The sequence below is a fragment of the Imperialibacter sp. EC-SDR9 genome (genome assembly GCF_902498805.1).
Taxonomy (GTDB): Bacteria; Bacteroidota; Bacteroidia; order Cytophagales; family Cyclobacteriaceae; genus Imperialibacter.
The window spans coordinates 96,087-113,747 of sequence record NZ_LR701581.1 but is presented as its reverse complement, the minus strand read 5'-3'; the positions used below and the strand labels follow the sequence as shown (position 1 = coordinate 113,747).

Annotated in this window: 15 protein-coding genes; 8 read left to right on the top strand and 7 right to left on the bottom strand. The window is 46.5% G+C overall.

The window, feature by feature from the left end; translation table 11 throughout:
- Positions 1-5: 5 nt before the first annotated feature.
- The 4 genes from GC130_RS10890 to GC130_RS10875 all read left to right on the top strand — a co-directional run bounded on the left by GC130_RS10890 (position 6) and on the right by GC130_RS10875 (position 4,280).
- Positions 6-758, top strand: coding sequence for an SDR family NAD(P)-dependent oxidoreductase (locus GC130_RS10890; protein WP_151998332.1), 753 nt, complete (start codon positions 6-8; stop codon positions 756-758).
- A gap of 268 nt (positions 759-1,026) precedes the next feature.
- The gene (locus tag GC130_RS10885) at positions 1,027-2,736 is read left to right on the top strand and encodes an IlvD/Edd family dehydratase (RefSeq protein WP_151998331.1); all 1,710 of its coding nucleotides are present in this window, start codon (positions 1,027-1,029) and stop codon (positions 2,734-2,736) included.
- 214 nt (positions 2,737-2,950) lie between these two features.
- Positions 2,951-3,715, top strand: a complete 765-nt coding sequence (locus GC130_RS10880) for an SDR family NAD(P)-dependent oxidoreductase (protein WP_151998330.1) — start codon at positions 2,951-2,953, stop codon at positions 3,713-3,715.
- Positions 3,716-3,944: 229 nt separating this feature from the next.
- Positions 3,945-4,280 (top strand): nucleotidyltransferase family protein, encoded by a 336-nt coding sequence (locus tag GC130_RS10875; RefSeq protein WP_151998329.1) that lies wholly within the window; start codon positions 3,945-3,947, stop codon positions 4,278-4,280.
- 79 nt (positions 4,281-4,359) lie between these two features.
- Here the strand turns inward: GC130_RS10875 and GC130_RS10870 are convergent, their stop codons facing one another.
- The 3 genes from GC130_RS10870 to GC130_RS10860 form a co-directional block, all read right to left on the bottom strand.
- Positions 4,360-6,753 (bottom strand): ABC transporter permease, encoded by a 2,394-nt coding sequence (locus tag GC130_RS10870; protein ID WP_151998328.1) that lies wholly within the window; start codon positions 6,751-6,753, stop codon positions 4,360-4,362.
- A gap of 194 nt (positions 6,754-6,947) precedes the next feature.
- Positions 6,948-7,637: a response regulator gene (locus GC130_RS10865; RefSeq protein ID WP_151998327.1), complete on the bottom strand. Its 690-nt coding sequence runs from the start codon at positions 7,635-7,637 to the stop codon at positions 6,948-6,950.
- A 255-nt stretch (positions 7,638-7,892) separates the two neighbouring features.
- Positions 7,893-8,900: an AraC family transcriptional regulator gene (locus tag GC130_RS10860; RefSeq protein WP_151998326.1), complete on the bottom strand. Its 1,008-nt coding sequence runs from the start codon at positions 8,898-8,900 to the stop codon at positions 7,893-7,895.
- Positions 8,901-9,006: 106 nt separating this feature from the next.
- On the opposite strand from GC130_RS10860, the gene GC130_RS10855 reads away from it, so the two are divergent.
- From GC130_RS10855 to GC130_RS10840, 4 genes are all read left to right on the top strand, one after another.
- The gene (locus GC130_RS10855) at positions 9,007-10,143 is read left to right on the top strand and encodes an FAD-dependent monooxygenase (protein WP_151998325.1); all 1,137 of its coding nucleotides are present in this window, start codon (positions 9,007-9,009) and stop codon (positions 10,141-10,143) included.
- Positions 10,144-10,215: 72 nt separating this feature from the next.
- On the top strand, positions 10,216-11,397 hold the full coding sequence (locus tag GC130_RS10850; RefSeq protein WP_151998324.1) for an alpha/beta hydrolase-fold protein: 1,182 nt from the start codon (positions 10,216-10,218) through the stop codon (positions 11,395-11,397).
- Positions 11,394-11,747 (top strand): DUF6883 domain-containing protein, encoded by a 354-nt coding sequence (locus tag GC130_RS10845; RefSeq protein ID WP_151998323.1) that lies wholly within the window; start codon positions 11,394-11,396, stop codon positions 11,745-11,747. The genes GC130_RS10850 and GC130_RS10845 overlap by 4 nt, the downstream gene beginning before the upstream one ends.
- Positions 11,748-11,750: 3 nt before the next feature.
- Positions 11,751-11,975: a DUF4926 domain-containing protein gene (locus tag GC130_RS10840; RefSeq protein WP_201568557.1), complete on the top strand. Its 225-nt coding sequence runs from the start codon at positions 11,751-11,753 to the stop codon at positions 11,973-11,975.
- Between the two features lie 5 nt (positions 11,976-11,980).
- On the opposite strand, the gene GC130_RS10835 is transcribed toward GC130_RS10840, so the two are convergent.
- From GC130_RS10835 to GC130_RS10820, 4 genes are all read right to left on the bottom strand, one after another.
- On the bottom strand, positions 11,981-13,033 hold the full coding sequence (locus GC130_RS10835) for a formylglycine-generating enzyme family protein (RefSeq protein WP_151998322.1): 1,053 nt from the start codon (positions 13,031-13,033) through the stop codon (positions 11,981-11,983).
- Positions 13,034-13,361: 328 nt separating this feature from the next.
- Entirely contained in the window at positions 13,362-14,261 is a 900-nt protein-coding gene (locus GC130_RS10830; RefSeq protein WP_193217831.1) for an endonuclease/exonuclease/phosphatase family protein, read from the bottom strand.
- A gap of 300 nt (positions 14,262-14,561) precedes the next feature.
- Positions 14,562-15,968, bottom strand: coding sequence for a sulfatase (locus GC130_RS10825; RefSeq protein ID WP_151998320.1), 1,407 nt, complete (start codon positions 15,966-15,968; stop codon positions 14,562-14,564).
- A gap of 225 nt (positions 15,969-16,193) precedes the next feature.
- Entirely contained in the window at positions 16,194-17,639 is a 1,446-nt protein-coding gene (locus GC130_RS10820; RefSeq protein WP_151998319.1) for a sulfatase, read from the bottom strand.
- Positions 17,640-17,661: the final 22 nt, after the last annotated feature.

The window sequence follows — 17,661 nt, the reverse complement described above, 5'->3', positions numbered from 1 at the left end:
ATTACATGGAAAGATTTGAAAATCAGGTAGCCATTGTCGCTGGCGGAGCCAGAGGGATTGGTAAAGGAGTAGCCAAAAGATTGGCCTCAGAAGGTGCAACGGTTGTGATTCTGGATGTACTTCAGAAAGAATTGGATGCCACTGTAAAGGAACTTACCGGCAATGGATTGAAGGTATCCGGAGAAATAGTGGATGTAACCTCAGAAAAAGAAATACAGGCCCTTGTCCAAAAAGTGGTAGCTGCAAATGGTCGGTTGGATGTGATGGTCAACTGTGCCGGTATTGTGGGGGAAACCAACGTGAAAATCGGCGACTACACCACTGATGTATTCGACAAGGTGATTGCTATCAACCTGCGAGGTGCATTTTTGCTTACCAAGCATGCTATCGCTCCCATGCTAAAGGCAGGCTATGGCAGAATCCTTCATGTGACCTCCATTGGTGGCAAAGAAGGCAACCCGGGCATGATGGGCTATGCGGCAAGCAAATCAGGGCTGATTGGACTAGTGAAAGGGGCGGGAAAAGAATATGCGGAATCAGGCATCACTGTAAACGGTATTGCGCCAGCTGTAATTGCTACGGAGTTTAATGAAAACACCGACCCGGCAATGTTGAAGTACATGACCGACAAAATACCCATGAAGCGGATGGGAACCATCGAAGAGGTGGCGGCCCTCTCCTGCTGGATCGTCTCGAAAGAGGCAAGCTTCAACACTGGGTTTGTTTTTGATATTAGCGGAGGAAGAGCGACGTATTGAGGAGGAAGGAAGGAGACCGAAGACGGAAGTCAGGAGACGGAAGACCGAAGGCAGGAGACGGGAGACGGAAGTCAGAAGATAGGAGAATGAAGTTAGAAGACGGGAGACCTAAGTCAGGAGATAGGAGACAGAAGACCGAAGTCGGGAGACGGAAGTTGGGAACACAAAACCTGCCCGACTACAGGCGGAACTAGAGAAGAATATTGAAAAGCCCAAAAAGGAAGTCATTATATAGAAGAAGAAAAAACACCTACAATTACTTACTTACATGAAAAAATTACGCAGCCAGAACTGGTTTGGCAAAAAGGGGAAAGACGGGTTCATCTACAGGGCCTGGATGAAAAATCAGGGTACTCCGCACGATGAGTTTGAAGGAAAGCCGGTGATAGGCATATGCAACACCTGGTCGGAGTTGACTCCGTGCAATGGACACTTCAGAGAGTTGGCCGAATCGGTAAAAAAGGGGGTTTGGGAAGCTGGTGGCTTTCCGCTGGAGTTTCCGGTGATGTCGCTCGGCGAAACACTGATCAAACCCACTGCCATGCTCTACCGTAACCTGGCCAGCATGGATGCTGAGGAGAGCATCAGGGCTAACCCCATCGACGGCGTGGTGCTGTTGGGTGGCTGCGACAAAACAACACCTTCTATCCTGATGGGAGCTACCAGTGTTGACCTGCCCACCATTTTCGTTTCAGGTGGACCTATGCTTAACGGCAAGTACCGGGGCAGAGATATAGGCACCACTGACATTTGGCGCTTCAGCGAAGCTAACCGCCGGGGTGAGATGAGCCAGGATGAGTTCATGACAGCCGAAGCCTGCATGTGCCGCAGCCAGGGCCATTGTGCCGTGATGGGCACTGCCTCTACCATGGCCTGTATGGTGGAGTCGCTTGGGCTTACCCTGCCAGAGAACGCCGCTATTCCTGCTGCCGACTCCAGAAGAAAAGTATTGGCTCAAATGAGCGGCCGCCGGATTGTGGAAATGGTGAAAGAAGACCTGGTTGTGTCTAAAATCCTGACAAGGGAAGCATTTGAAAACAGCATCATGCTAAATGCTGCTGTGGGGGGTTCTACCAACTTTGTGATTCACCTGCTAGCCATTGCTGGCCGTGCTGGCATCAAGCTCGACCTCGAAGACTTCGATAAATTCTCATCCAAAATTCCTCTGCTAGCCAACCTGCAACCTTCCGGTCAGTTCATGATGGAAGAGTTCTTCTATGCCGGAGGCTTGCCCGCTGTCATCAAGGAGCTTCTTCCTTTGATCAACAAGGATGCGCTCACCGTAACCGGAAAGACAATGGGCGAAAATGTAGCCCGGTCGGAAAATTTCAATGATAAGGTGATTGCCTCTGTTGCCAAACCTTTTAAAAAGGACTCTGGCATAGCGGTGGTAAAAGGCAACCTGGCTGAAAATGGCGCCATTATCAAGCCCAACGCCGCAACGCCAGCGTTGATGGTGCACAAAGGAAAAGCTGTAGTATTTGAAGACATCGAGGATTTCAAAGCAAAAATTGATGACCCAGCTTTGGAGGTAGATGAAACCTGCATTCTGGTTTTGAAGAACGTAGGCCCTAAAGGTTACCCTGGTATGCCCGAGGTGGGCAATATGGGCATGCCTAAAAAATTGCTTGATAAGGGCGTAACCGACATGATTCGTATTTCCGACGGACGCATGAGCGGCACTGCCTTTGGCACGGTGATTCTGCACGTGTCACCTGAAGCAGCTGCGGGTGGCAATTTGGCGCTGGTAGAAAATGGTGATCTGATTGAGTTGGATGTGCCAAAAAGAAAACTGCAACTGCATGTGTCGGATGCGGTGTTGGCTGAAAGGAAGAAGAAGTGGAAAGCGCCTGACCTGGGTTACGACCGTGGCTATGTGAAGCTTTACATCGACCACGTGGAGCAGTCTCACCTGGGCACTGACCTCGACTTCCTGCGAGGCAAGTCGGGCAAAGAGGTGAAGCGGGATTCGCATTAGACACGATCCTCTCTGATCCTTTACCCCGGCCCTAAAGGGAGGGATCAGAAAGCCCGCCTTCATGCCTGGAGGGTTGTAAAGAAGAATGTCAGTCTGAGCCTGTCGAAGACAGTTTTAAAGCCGTAAAAAATGTGTTTTCAATAAGCTATACTTCGACAAGCTCAGTATGACATTTCGTTTGTGATAAAATTTCGTCTATAAACACCCTTTTGAAATGGATCAATTATTCAAGGACAAAATAGCCATCATCACCGGTGCCGGTATCGGCATCGGCTTCGAAATAGCCAGACAGCTTACCCAAAGAGGCGCCAGCGTGGTGCTCAACGATATTGATGAAAAGGTGGCAAAGCAGGCCGCAGACGCTATTACCAAAGAAGGGGGCAAATGTGTGCCGTTTGCGGGTGATTCCAGCACACTGGAAACCATACAAGGATTGATTGGCAAAGCCGTTGACACCTACGGCAAACTGGACATGGCCATTGCCAATGCTGGCATCACCACCTTCGGCAAGTTTCTGGAATATAAAGTGGAGAACTTTCAGCGCATTTGCGCTGTGAACCTGCAAGGCACTTTCTTCCTCACTCAACAGGCCGCTTTGCAGTTTATCAAGCAAAAATCTGAAGGCCGGGTTGTTATGATGTCTTCTGTTACCGGCCACCAATACCATCCGGATCTTGCCGCTTACGGTGTATCAAAAGCAGCGATCCAATTTATGGCCAAAACCCTGGGTGCAGAACTGGGCTCGCATCAAATAACCGTGAATGCTGTATCTCCTGGCGCCACTATCACTGAGCGCACCATGGCTCTGGAAGACGATTATATGGGTGCCTGGAATGCCATCACTCCTACCGGCAGAGCTGCTACAGTTGCGGATATCGCTAACGCTGTTCTGTTCTTTCTGTCGCCCCACTCCGGTCAAATCACGGGGCAAACTGTGATAGTGGACGGCGGCTGGACGGCTGTGAGTCCACCGCCTTGATTGGTAAGTTAGTCTACAAAAACCTCCTTAGGCAGCATGGCATGCACGCCCACATGCCACCTACCAGCTCGGTGATCTTCAAATCTACCACCACCATACTGAGCATCCAGGTGTCCTATTGTGAGAGGCCCTTTTCTTTTCTCAGGAATTTGATCATTTCAATCTCCCACATGTAGGTGGCCGCTCAACCAAAAATGGATTATTCGAATCACTTCACTACCTTTAATATATGTTCGTCGTTGACTACATATCTCGCAGAGAGAAGGAGTTCAGTAAAGTCTGCTCAAAAAACCATGTGAGCAAGCTGTACGCTTTTGGGTCATCGGTGAGCAACAAATTCGACGCCGAAAGGAGTGATATTGACCTGCTTGTAGAAATAAATGAAGCTGACCCGGTAGTAAAGGGCAGCCTGCTGCTTGATTTTTTAGAAGATGCTGAGCTTTTTTTTGGCAGACGAGTTGACATGCTCACCGATCAGCCGATCAAGAATAAAATACTGGCGGAAAACATTGAACGTACTAAAGTGCTGATCTATGACAGAGAAAAGCAAAAAGTACCAGCCTAAGAATCTGCATTATTCTTCGAGACTCCTGCCTGCGCAGGAGTGACGGTACAACAAGCCTCAGTGCCTCCAACCCACACCCTTACTCATACCTCAGCGCATCTACCGGATTGGCTTTGGCGGATTTGAGTGTATGGTAGCTGATCGTCGCCAGGGCAATGGCGACAGCAATGACCATCGATGCTACGAAAACCACTGGGTTAATGTCGATGTGATAAGCAAAGTTGTCCAGCCACTTACCAAGGAAAAGCCATGCAAGCGGTGACATAATCACAAAGGCTATCAAAATGAGTAACACAAAGCTTTTGCTCAAGCCAAACATGATATTGATCACCGAAGCGCCCAGCACTTTCCTGATCCCTATCTCCTTGATCCTTCTCTCGGTAGTGATGGCAGCCAAACCAAATAGCCCCATACAGGCGATAAGGATGGCCAACACGCCCATGATAGTCACCACGGCACTCATTTGTTTGTCTGACCGGTAGAGCTCCTCAAAATGAGCATCCAGAAAGGTGTACTCCAGTGGAAACCTGCCAACATGTTTCGTCCACACCTCGTCGAGTTCTTTAAGGGCCGCCTCAATGTTTTGTCCATTGATTTTCACTGACATTTCCTGATAACCCCATTCAGGGTGCACCACCATCGATAGCGTGTTGACGGCATAGTGCAGCGAATTAAAGTTAAAATCTTCAGTCACCCCTATAATTGTTCCCAGCGAGTCGTTGTGAAACCACCCATGGCCCGCCTTTGCTCCTATCGGTTCTGACAAATTCAGGTCTTTGGCCAGCGACTCATTGATAATGAACGACATGCCATTGTCTTGCGCATATTCCTTCGAGAAACCTCTCCCTTCTTTCAGTTTTATACCAAATACCTCAAGGAAATCATAATCTACGTTCACATTGGAGGGCGTAATGTCCATTACTCCTGAATCCGACTTGTACTTAAAGCCCCACTGGTGGAAATTGTTGCCCAGCCGCTGACCGGAGGCTGTTACGCCAAGAATGTCGGTTTGGTTGAGCAAGTCGCTTTTGATCAGGTCAAACTTCTTGTTAGCATCCCCATTCAGGCTTACCTGCACAATGTGATCCTTATCGAAGCCAATGTCTTTGTTTTGCATGAAGCTGAGCTGCTGCAACACCACGAAAGTGCTTACGATCATCGCCAATGCCAGACCAAACTGCACTACTATCAGCGAGTTTCCCAGCCACGACTTACCACTCTTTACATTTGCTCCTTTAATGATGCTGACGGTCTTAAATGAGGCCATAAAAAGTGCCGGATAAATCCCACCAATCAACCCCAACATCAAAGTAATGAAGAAAAGCCCGCCCCAAAATGAGGGTTGCCCAAGGTAGGAAAGCAAGCTCAGCTCCCTTCCAATCAGTGTATTCAAAAAGGGAATAAGGAGGAGATCCAGGAACAGCGCCAGGATCAACGCCAGGAAAGCCAAAATGGTTGACTCAATAAGGAACTGAGAAAAGAGCTGACCTTTTTTGGCTCCAATTGACTTGCGAATACCAACTTCCTTGAAGCGATAAGAGGCTCTGGCGGTAACCAGATTGGTGAAGTTCACCCCGGCGATAAGCAGAATGAAGATTCCCACGAGCTCAAAGGTGCCAATGTACTCGCCATTGAATTTTCGGTAATTGTGGTAGTCGTGCTCAATATCTATCGACCCCAAATGCACATCTGTCAATGGCTGCAAAAATAATTTGTAGTAGTCCAGAATATCCTCACCACCATGCTTAAGTAGAAAATCGTTGAACCCGGCAGACATTTCGTCCACGTTTGTACCCGGGTGCAGTTCAAGGTAGGTCACCATCCAGTTGCTGCCCCAGGCGGTATTAAGACCCGGATTGTCTCTGACAATGGTCGCCATGGAAACAAGCACCTCGAATTGCAAATGTGAGTTTTCGGGCACATCCTTCATTATCCCGGTAATCTTGTATGACTTATCGCCCCACGTCACCACCTCCCCCATCACGTCTTTTCTCTCAAAAAGCTTCAAGGCTAACCCCTCTGTCACTACCATGGTGAGTGGGTCGTTCAACGCATTTTCCCTATCACCCTCAACTACGCCAAAGTCAAACATCCGGAGAAAAGTGCTATCCACATTGGCTCCCATTTTAACTTTGATCTTCCTTTCACCCACCTCAAGTAGCATATTGTCGTTTCCCATGAACCGTGCGTACCGCTTCACCTGAGGGAAATCCTGCTGCATGAACGGCCCCATGCCCGGCATAGACAAGGCTACTTTTTGAGTGTTGGTACCAGGAAAGCTCTGAATCTCATCGAGCCGGTAAATGTTTTCCTTTAGCGAATGGAATTGATCGAAGCTGGTTTCATCCTGAATAAACAGGTAGATAACGATGGACGCCGCTAAGCCAATAGCGAGGCTGAAAATGTTAATGAAACTAAAAAGTTTTTGCTTGAGCAGGTTACGAAATGCAATGAGGAGGTAGTTCCGAATCATAGCGAGGCGTGTTAGGTCTTACTAACTTACTCCACATCCATCAAAGAGTTACACGAAGCCAGTTTTTTTACAGACCTTTTACAATTTCTTTACAATTCGGTTCTCGGCATATTTTGCCCGCAATTTATTTGAGAACACTAGCCTTTTTCAATGCCGGCCCAGATAAAATAAGACAAACTCTCCCTGCGCTTTGCTTACTCCAACTCCTCATGTTTTTGATCAAACAAGTTCCTGTATGCTTCTAGCTTTGTGCTTCTGGTGCCGTGAGATTCACTCATAAATTGAGTGAGATCCCTGGTAAACTCGTCAAGAGACCGTACGCTCTCTTTCAAGTAGGTAAGAGTGGCTTTCATTTCATCATTCAGGTTGCCATTCACATATTCGTTTTCCAATAAGCCAATGAGTCCAAGGCAGCGGGCCATAGGTGAACGCACTCTGTGGGAGGTCATGTAAAGCAACGTTTCCAGCTCATGAACATAGGCGGAAAGTTCTCTGCCCATTTCTTCCTTGTTCTTCTCATGCTTCTCAATCCTGGACTTGATAGTTGCAAGGAGGACATCGACATCGTATGGCTTGATGATATAATCATCTGCACCAAGTTGAATTCCGTTCATTTGATCTGAAGAATGTGCCTGGCCGGTAACAAAAATGAAAGGAATGCCAGCTGTTTTCAAGTTCTTGGCCAACTGCATAAAAACGCCAAACCCATCCAAATAAGGCATCGAAACATCGCAGAGAATCAAGTCAGGGATATTTTGCTCCGCTAATGCCACTCCTTCTTTTCCATTGACTGCAGCAATCACCTGATAGCCTTCCAGCTCCAAAATGTCGACTGTGTTTTCACGAACGCCCAGATCGTCTTCTATCACCAAAATCAACTTCATAGTCCTTTCGGTTAATGTCGGAAATTAGAAAAAATCAAAGGCAGCTATCTAAAGCTAAAGTTTTTTCTAAAATTTTACATAATATCAATGTCTTTTTTTATTAAAAAAGAATGGTACATCTCTACAATACACGAAGCGTGAGTTCATTATTTCGGCAAGGCTGCAAATGTGGGAAACAGGTGATTGAAATGCCTTGACACCTCTTTTGGTAGTATGTAAAAACCTTACTCTACTGGCGATGCCGTAGAATTGGTTTTAGCCTGTATTTCGCCACTGATCCGGCGTTTTATCAGTCCATTTTTTAAATGCTTTAAAGAAAGAGTTGGGATCAGAGAACCCACATTCAAAAGCAATTTCTTTTAAGCTCAGTCGGTCGTTGCGGAGCAGTTGGCACGCCAAATCTTTTCTCACTTCGTCAATCACCCGCTGGAAGGCTGTTTTTTCACTTTGCAGCTTCCTTTGCAAGCTCCTCTCACTCAACGAGAAATGGTTGGCTGCCGCTTTTAAGTCGGGGGTGTTTTTAATCTTGGTCTTTAAATAGGCCTCAAGCTGAGTCTTGAACAATTCTTTGTCTTGCTGTGCGCTCTGCTCAAGGTATTGTTTCAAATGCTCCCATAGCTGCGGGTTGGCGAACGGCAGGGGTCGCAAGAAAACATCCGCTTTAAACACCAAATAACAACCGTCCCCCATCAACGGCTCAATACCCACTGTCCTCCTCATTACCGACCGCTCAGGCCCTGGTAACTCGTAAGGAAGGGTAAGCGAAACAGGCTCGGCTATTTCAGCATCGAACCATTCTTTCACTATCCTCATCATTCCGTAAAGGAACATTTCGATAGTTACCTGAAAGGGACGTAGCTTCCAGAGGGTAGGATTACTAGTTGTAATTTTGGAAGCAACATACTCACCCCTTCGTTCAACGGCCGGACTAAAAATGCCATTTAGCTTTCCGTAATATTTGTAGAAAGCTTCCGACACATCCTCCAGCGTAGGACTTACCTGCACTAGCTGACCCAGTGCCCCCAGCATGTTAATTTGTCCAAGTGAAAAGTGCTTGTACTCAATATCGTAGGCCATTTGTCCATCCGGATAGTGTGCATTGACATGTTCAATTATCCGAAAAAACATTTCGGCGGGTATCATGGCTGTGGTGGACAAGGATCCCACCGATGTATAATCTGTAGAATTTTGCAGTAAATGGCCATACCCCGCCACTTCCACTTTCTTCATCAGGTGCCCCACGATATTGGCTGATATCATCATGGGCGTCAATTTAACTACTTTGTCGTGATTGGCAAGTGCTTTGGCGGGTTTGGAACATTCCAGCACTGCTCTTTGCCGTAAAATTGCATAACCAAATTATTAAAATATGAAGGCAGTAATAGCAGGAGGCGGAATAGGAGGGTTAACGGCCGCCATCGCACTGGAAAAGCTAGGGCATGAAGTAGAAGTATATGAAGCAGCATCGGAGTTCAAATCTGTGGGCGCCGGTCTTGGTCTGGCAGCGAATGCTGTCAAAGCATTTGACCATCTGGGCCTGAAGGACGAAGTGCTGGCCGCAGGTCAGCTACTTCCCAGCGCAAAACTTTTGACCAAAGAGGGAGCTCTCATTACTCAGGTAGATTCACTAAAAATAAGCGCAAAATATGGTGTTGATAACTTTGCTATTCACCGTGCCGACCTGCACGCAGTATTACTCAAAAACCTTAAGAAAACTAAACTCGTCACCGGAAAAAAAGCGGAGAGCTGCAGTGAAAGCGCATCTGGCGTCGAAGTAAAGTTTACTGACGGAACCTCAGCCTCCGGCGATTTTTTAATAGCCGCTGACGGCATTCACTCCCAAATAAGAAAGCAATTTTTACCTATGTCGGCACCACGATATGCCGGCTACACCTGCTGGAGAGCTGTGGTTCCGCAACCCAAACAACGGATAGAGCTGCCTTCAGAAACATGGGGAGAAGGCGCACGATTTGGCATCGTTCCATTGAAGGATGATAGGATTTACTGGTTTGCCTGCCTCAACGCAAGGCAGCATGACCTGTCGGTGCGCAACTTCAAAAAAGGAAACCTCCTATGGCACTTCGACGACTTCCATGAACCAGTGGCAGAACTCATCCAGAGTGCGGCACAGGAAGACATCATCTGGGGTGACATCATCGACCTGGCTCCGATCGATAAGTTTGCTTTTGGTAAGGTGCTGCTGACGGGCGATGCCGGTCACGCTACCACGCCCAATATGGGACAGGGGGCCTGCCAGGCGATTGAAGATGCAGCCTTTCTTTACTCGATCCTGCAGGGCGCTGGAAGCATTGAGGAGAAGTTCCGCCGATTCGAAAAGGTCAGGAAGCCACGAACCAAAAAGATCGTCGAAAACTCATGGCGAATAGGTCGGATGGCTCAATGGGAAAAGCCCTGGGCAGCCGGGTTGCGCAACAAGCTGTTTAGTATGGTTCCACAAAGCGTCCAGGAGAAGCAGTTGTCGTTTTTATACGAGGTGGAGTTCTAGGTATATGTAAGTGAACTGTTTGGGAAACATTTAGTATATTCATCTGCAATAGTCAAGGCTTAAACAGGTGTATTGAAACTTCTTCTACCTATTTTCATATCGCTTGTGTCAATCAACGCATTGGCGCAAGAGGGAGGCACTGATATTGTTATCGGCAAATCGCATGTTATTCATTCCAAAATCCTGAATGAAAAACGGCACTATGCGGTGTATCTGCCTGATGGCTACAGTAATAAATCATCCCATCCGAAGAGCTATCCCGTGATGTATGTGCTTGATGGTGAGAGTCACTTTCACAGTGTAAGCGGCATTGTTGATGCCAGGTCACCGTTCTACCTTCCACAAATGATAGTCGTTGCCATTGGCAATACAGACAGGTGGCGGGACTTGACCCCAACCAGCAATGACTCATTGTTGGAGAAACCCAATAGTAGGGCTAACACGACTGGCGGCGGAGAGGAGTTTCTAGACTTTATCGAGAAAGAGCTGATCCCTCACATCGACAAAACTTACCTCACGGCTCCATTTAGACTATTCGTTGGGCATTCTCTTGGCGGTTTGCTGGCGCTCTATTCAGCCTGTTCCCGGCCGGGTCTGTTCAATGCCTTTATCGCCATCGATCCGACCGTTGGATGGGACGATAATATGGTGATAAAAAAATTCGAAGAAGAGGCCATGCAAGCAAAACTTGCTAACAAGTCATTCTTCTTAGGCCTGTCCAATCGCAACAATGGAAACAGCTCAAAGCGTTTAACAACAGATCGGGCTGTCGATAGAATTGTGACGACCTTGCAAACATCTGGAGCATCGGGATTTAGATTCAACTATGAAAAATACGAAACTGAAACCCATGGTTCTGTGCCACTTTTCGCAGAGTTGGATGGGCTCCATTTTATTTTTGAGAAATACCGCATCAACATCGAGTCGGATAGCCCTGATGCAGCAAAACTAAAAACCCATTTTGAACGATTCTCCGAAGATGTCCATTTTTCATTTCCACCACCCGAAGTAGTCGTTAACGTCGTGGCCTACAACTTTATGGTCCGAAAAGAATACGACAAGGCACTTGAATGCTACCTCTTGAATATTGAAAACTATCCTAAAAGCAGCTCCGCTTATCTGACAGTCGGCGACATATACCGGGACAAAAAAGGAGATCGAAAAAAGGCCCTGGAATATTACGAAAGATACCTGAAAATTAATCCTGGTGCGACGATGGTAAAAAACAGGATCAGATCATTAGATCAACAATGACTAACTTTCCTCTGAAATTATTACCTAACCATAAAAACGCAATTGTTTCCGAAAGAAAGCTGCGGGAATATTGCTTAAACAAAAGCCATCCTACCGGTAAATATAAAGCGAGAGTTTTTGAAGCAGTATTGGGCCTTACAGAAGACGATGTTGGAGTACTTATCAATGCAATTCTTGAGGGCATTGCAATATCTGAAGCTCATGAAAAGTTAGCAGACAAGTTTGGTAGGCGCTATTCCGTTCCAATCAATATACGTATCTTTGATAAAGAAGCTCTGTTAATTACGGTTTGGATAATTCCAAATAGTGAACAATTTCCAAAGCTTACATCCTGTTACTTAAAAGTATAGGTAATGAAAAGAACAAAAATAAAACTACTGGACACCGTTGCGCTCGTTAAAGATATGCCAGAGTTTGGTCTGGTGTCGGGGCAGGTTGGAACCGTAGTTGAGGTCCACAACAATTCAGCCTTTGAAATTGAATTTGCGAACTTGAAGGGCGAGACAATTGCAGAAATACCCCTTGCAGCAAACGATATTATGCTACTTCACTACGAAAAAGAGCTAGCAAATAGCTAATTTTTCTAAATATCCTTCACACACCTGAACCCCGTATGATTAAGGCCTGAGTCGTGGCTGGAGCTCATGCGGCGGGCTACCCGATAGCCGCTACAGTAACTGTCGTTGCAGAGGAAAGACCCGCCCCGCACCACATGTTTTTCAGCATAGGGCTCGTTGGGGTCGTAGAACGTTTCCGGACCCTTGGGGTCTTCAACTTTGCCATTTTCCTCGGCCATTTTATAGGCATCTTCGTGGTATTTGTCGGAGCACCACTCCCACACATTGCCAGCCATATCGTACAACCCATAGCCATTGGCCGGAAATGACTTGACTGGCGCAGCACCAAAAAAGCCATCCTTCTCCTCGTTATTGTAGGGAAAGAAGCCCTGCCAGAAATTCGCTTTAGTAAATGCAGTCTCCACCGATTCATTACCCCACGGGTATTTCACACCTTCCTGCCCTCCCATCGAGGCCCACTCCCACTCCGCTTCGGTAGGCAATCTCTTGCCAGCCCATTGGGCGTATGCCAGGGCATCGTCGTAAGCGATATGCACAACAGGAAAATTCATTTTCCCATCAAGAGATGACCCTGGGCCTTCCGGGTGCTGCCAGTTGGCACCAATCACCCACTCCCACCACTGGCTGTAGTCCCGCAGGTTTACAGGGCCTTCAGTGGCTCGGAAAACCAGGGAGCCTGGTGCCAGGATTGAATCCGCTGGCTTAGGTGTGCCAGGAGGCAGCTGCTTGGCCATTTCCTCCCAATCGATGGCTCTCTCGGCAATAGTCACATAGCCCGTGGCGTCAATAAATGCTTTGAACTGTGCATTGGTTACCTCATGCTCATCCATGAAAAAGGCAGAAACCTCTACCTGATGATTAGGGTACTCATTGGGTGAAGCCTGATCCGATTTACCGCCCATTGTAAAGGCACCAGACGGGATGAAGACCATTTCTTCAGGAGCATTAGCCGAGTCCCCAGCTTGCGACTGGGTTGCAGAAGAAGTTTTGCTTGTTGGCGTAGAACAGGAAAGCGCCATACCTATTGCCAAAACGAAAATTGAAAGCTTTTTAGTCATCCAAGAGGATTTTTACAATGGCCAAAATAAGAAATATAATCGACCCAACCGGGCCAGTCATTGAACTTTATCAAACGGCTTGTTAATAGCAATATTGAATAGAAAGATGTAGGCCGGAGCGTATTTTACCAATTTATTCTCACGAGAGACTTCATCCGTTCAGCGGATCATGTATGCAACGGTGATGCTGGCCTAAGTCGTACATTTTTTGGCTTAGTCAGCGTTATACCACAGGAGACTGGGCGTATGCTTCTATTGAAAACAATCATATTTGGTTTTTGAGAAAAGGCAGCCACAGTGAGGGGGTCGCTGAAAGCAATGCCCAATGTCATATATCCAAGTCTACAACAACTGGTAAATGATCTGACAAAATCAAAGCGGTATCTGTGGTAATGATCTCAGCACGGGTAACCTTTTTTGCTACATCCTTAGTGACAAAAACGTAATCTAACCGTCTTTTGTCCCCATGTTCACCTTCCTTTTCTATCAACGTTGGAAAGCTCCCGGAAAATTCATAACCGGAAGCTCGTCTGCTGGCCTCAAGATCAATTAATCCAAAATCCAATACCTGCTGAATGACTGAGTAGTCCAGCTGACCATTATTCAGGTTTTGTTCATTGTACCGTGAATCTCGCTGGTCAAAAAATGGTTCCAGCCTTCCATGTGTATAGTAAACAGAGTCGAGTGGCGAAAATGTGTTAAAGTCACCTGCAAGGATTACTTTCGAATCCGTGGGTAATGATTCAATATTCTGAAGAATCTGATCTATTTCAACCTTTCTAGTCTGCCAGTTGGAAGGATGTAAATGAATTACATAAACATAAATCCCTTGTATCCGGACTCGCATCAATCCATGATGAAAGCCTTCCCGGATTCGCTGAATGTCTTCAATAGGATACTTTGATGTGATTCCCGTTGGAAACCCTTCTTCCTTTAGTAATGCGCTGTATGGATGCCCATAACTTTTAGCATCTTCAGCTAATTTCTCCTCCGTATATTCGTTGAGCTCCTGAAGTGAGACAATGTCAGGTTGTTGCTCATTCATCCAGTCAATCCAGGCCTTCTTTCTCTCAGGCACCTCGGTGAAACCGTACCACACGTTGTAGGTGATTAGCCTTAAATTTTGGGATGACGCATTTCCGTCCTTTCTATCAGATTTGCAGGAATAGAAGAATACAAAAATGGCTGAAAAGCCTGCCGTTAGTGTAATCTTAAAATACTTATCCATTTTTAAGGGGGTCTTAATATTGTTCAATACCAAAACGAAAGAATGTCGAATTTGGGGGTATGCCGTCCGTTTCAGCATCCAAACTTCAAAAAGTCCTTTCAAAACCTCTTATTGCCTCCGTTGAATACTTAAAACTGATGTAATTTGTCAAGAAAGAAAAAGGAAAGGATTGCAAATACAATCCCTTTCCTTTTTAAAAATTTTTACTTCTGCTATGAAACTGAATACCGAAATTGAACCAAATGCTTAAAGTATCCAACTCCAGTTACTAAATCAATCCCCTGCAGCATCAGTACAACCTTATTTGCTTTCGCTTGACAATGACTCACCAATACGCTTTTCCAACTGGTTGAGCACGGGCTCCACTCCAGCCTCATGCTTGGCTACCATCTCTTCTATTTCCTTTGCTATTTGGGGGTTATCCTCGATCACGTCATATTTTTCTGAGGGATCGATTGACAAGTTAAAGAGTTGATATTTCGTCAGCTTCTCCAGTTTCTCAGGGTACCCCGCCGGATTATTCTTATAGAAGTAAAGCTTGTAATCGCCTTTCCTCGCAGCGAATATCCGCTCCTGATGGTAGTAGATCATTTCATTTCTTGGAGATGAAGCGCCTGCTTTTAACACTGGCGACAGGTCGTAGCCGTCGTAGGTCCGATCTTGCGGCAGACCGACACCCGCAAGGTTGGCAAAGGTTGGCAGGATATCCAGCGTGCTGCCAATACCCGACACCACGTTTGGTTTGACAGTGCCCGGCCACCAGAAAATGGCAGGCTCCCGCTGGCCTCCCTCGTAACTAGTTCCCTTAGCACCATAAAGGGATCCTGAGCTGCCTCCGTGGCTATTGAAAAGCACCCATGGCCCATTGTCGGAGGTAAATACTACGAGTGTGTTTTTGTCAATGCCCAGTTTTTTCAAAGTCTCCACAATCTGGCCGGCGCTCCAGTCAATTTCTTCTATCACGTCTCCGTAAAGACCCCGTTCGCTTGTACCTCGAAACTCATCGGACGTAAAAAGTGGCACGTGGGGTAGGTTGTGCGCCAGGTACAGGAAGAAAGGCTTGTCTTTGTTATCGGTGATAAAATTGACCGCTTCTTCGGTGTATCTTTTCGTTATTGTATTCTGATCAGCAGGTCTTTCGACGATCTCCTCGTTGCGCATGAGTGGCACATTGAAATTCTCGATCTTTGGATCCAAGAAAACCTTCCTTGAATCACCGCCTTCTACCGAAACCCTGTCCATATCGTTGCTGTAAGGGATACCAAAGTAAGAATCAAAGCCATGACTTGTGGGTAAATACTGAGGCAGGTGCCCCAAATGCCACTTGCCTACTGCTGCAGTGGCATATCCTGCACTCTTCAACGCCTTGGCAATTGTGATCTCAGTTTGTGGCAAGCCACCATCCGAGTCTGGGAAGAGTACCCAGCGTTTGTTGCTGGTCATCCCATTGCGCACAGCATACCTTCCCGTGAGTAAACAAGCCCTGGAAGGTGTACATACGTTTGCTGCCACGTAGAAATTTGTCCACTTCTGGCCTTCGTAAGCCATCTTGTCCAAATTGGGCGTTTTGATAGTGGGGTGGCCGTAAACACCAAGATCACCGTAGCCCATGTCGTCAGCGAAGATGATGACGAAGTTGGGTTTCTCCCCCGGTTCAGCTCTCGTCAATGATTCGCTTTCCGGAGTGCACCCTGCGAACGATAACATTAAGGTAAATCCGACAAGCAGGCGTTTAACTAAAACACTATTTGGCCGTTGTATCATATCCTTTAGGAATCTCTGAACTGAAAATTATACATTAAAGCCTTCTTCATCAAACCAGCACTGATGATAGCAGGTGCTGATTCATAAATGAATGCAACTATAGCAGGGGTTTGGCACTGCCAAAATGCCTCCCCCGACTACATTTCACTCAACTACATTTGCTAATTTCTATTTAGTAAAAGCTGGATGTCTGATGTTTTTTCCCTCTCTTCCGGTAAGGTCATCACCCAAATCCTCTCTTGCGAGTTCAACGTACTTCATAATTTCCGCTACGACCTGGGGATAGAGTTCCTGTACATCATACCTTTCTCCAGGGTCATGCGAAAGGTCGTACAGTCCCTGGCTAACTTTTATTTGCGTTCCCTGGCCAGGTATCCTGTCTTTTCCCAGACTTCCACTTTCATAAGAATTCGATTGGTGTGGAAGTACCAGCTTCCAATGCTTATATCTGATGGCCTTGAGGCTATTTTTATCAAAGTAGTAATAGAAAATATCTCTAGGGCTTTTGTTCACCTGCCCTAACCAAAACGGCGCAAAATTGATCCCATCAATCTTATTTGCAGGCAACGGGGCGTCAGTAATGGCACATATAGTAGGAAGAATATCCATGTTTGTCATCAGTTCGCCGGTCACATATCCTCCCTGAATTTTCCCAGGCCACCTTACCATACATGGTACTCTTGTTCCACCCTCAAAGGCCGTACTTTTTCCTTCCCTAAATCCTCCACTTGATCCGGCGTGATTGCCGAAATGCGCCCACGGCCCATTGTCGCTCATTACAATCAAAAGCGTGTTTTTATCCACGCCGGATCTTTCCAACGCTTTCATCACCTCACCCAATGACCAGTCGAGTTCCATGATAACATCGCCAAAAGTTCCCAACTCACTTTTACCCTTGAACTTTGTTGACACCGCAAGCGGTACATGAGGGAGTGGGTGAGCCAGGTACAACAAAAAGGGTGACTTTTTATTCTTTTCAATAAAGGATACAGCCCTATCCGTCAGACTCGTTGTCCACATCGATTGCTGCTCCAACGTTGTAACCGTGCCAACCTGCTCATTGCCTTCAATAACCGGAAGCTGAGGCCATCTGCCCCTCCAATTTGTGCTATCCGTAATTGGACTTCCATCGTAATCTACTGGCCATATGTCATGAGAATATGGTAAACCATAAAAGCTATCGAAGCCATATTGTAAAGGAAAATAGGGAGCCTCATTTCCAAGGTGCCATTTGCCGAGCATTCCCGTGACGTAGCCATTCCCCTTCAAAACCGATGCAATAGTTTCTTCATTTGGATTGAGAGCAGTTTTTGTGTAGCCAGGAATCAAGGCACCCGCCATCCCAATTCTATTCGAATAGGTTCCGGTTAACAAAGCTGCTCTTGAAGCAGTACAAACCGCCTGAGCCACATTGAAGTTTGTAAACCTCAAACCCTCCGCCGCAAGCTTATTGAAATTGGGCGTTGGAATGCCTGTCATTCCATAGGGCTCAACATCCCCATAACCCATATCGTCAAAATATATAATCACTACATTTGGCTTAGTCGAGTTTTGTGAGAAAACCGACGAGAACACTAGTAGAGTAAGCGCAGAGAATAATAGTAGTCCTCTCATGTTTGATGATTGTTTAAATGGA

Excerpts from the sequence above, each read along its gene's own strand:
- GC130_RS10890 (WP_151998332.1), top strand. The coding sequence starts at position 6 with ATGGAAAGATTTGAAAATCAGGTAGCCATTGTCGCTGGCGGAGCCAGA.
- GC130_RS10885 (WP_151998331.1), top strand. The coding sequence starts at position 1,027 with ATGAAAAAATTACGCAGCCAGAACTGGTTTGGCAAAAAGGGGAAAGAC.
- GC130_RS10880 (WP_151998330.1), top strand. The coding sequence starts at position 2,951 with ATGGATCAATTATTCAAGGACAAAATAGCCATCATCACCGGTGCCGGT.
- GC130_RS10875 (WP_151998329.1), top strand. The coding sequence starts at position 3,945 with ATGTTCGTCGTTGACTACATATCTCGCAGAGAGAAGGAGTTCAGTAAA.
- GC130_RS10870 (WP_151998328.1), bottom strand. The coding sequence starts at position 6,753 with ATGATTCGGAACTACCTCCTCATTGCATTTCGTAACCTGCTCAAGCAA.
- GC130_RS10865 (WP_151998327.1), bottom strand. The coding sequence starts at position 7,637 with ATGAAGTTGATTTTGGTGATAGAAGACGATCTGGGCGTTCGTGAAAAC.
- GC130_RS10860 (WP_151998326.1), bottom strand. The coding sequence starts at position 8,900 with ATGATGATATCAGCCAATATCGTGGGGCACCTGATGAAGAAAGTGGAA.
- GC130_RS10855 (WP_151998325.1), top strand. The coding sequence starts at position 9,007 with ATGAAGGCAGTAATAGCAGGAGGCGGAATAGGAGGGTTAACGGCCGCC.
- GC130_RS10845 (WP_151998323.1), top strand. The coding sequence starts at position 11,394 with ATGACTAACTTTCCTCTGAAATTATTACCTAACCATAAAAACGCAATT.
- GC130_RS10840 (WP_201568557.1), top strand. The coding sequence starts at position 11,751 with ATGAAAAGAACAAAAATAAAACTACTGGACACCGTTGCGCTCGTTAAA.
- GC130_RS10835 (WP_151998322.1), bottom strand. The coding sequence starts at position 13,033 with ATGACTAAAAAGCTTTCAATTTTCGTTTTGGCAATAGGTATGGCGCTT.
- GC130_RS10830 (WP_193217831.1), bottom strand. The coding sequence starts at position 14,261 with ATGGATAAGTATTTTAAGATTACACTAACGGCAGGCTTTTCAGCCATT.
- GC130_RS10825 (WP_151998320.1), bottom strand. The coding sequence starts at position 15,968 with ATGTTATCGTTCGCAGGGTGCACTCCGGAAAGCGAATCATTGACGAGA.
- GC130_RS10820 (WP_151998319.1), bottom strand. The coding sequence starts at position 17,639 with ATGAGAGGACTACTATTATTCTCTGCGCTTACTCTACTAGTGTTCTCG.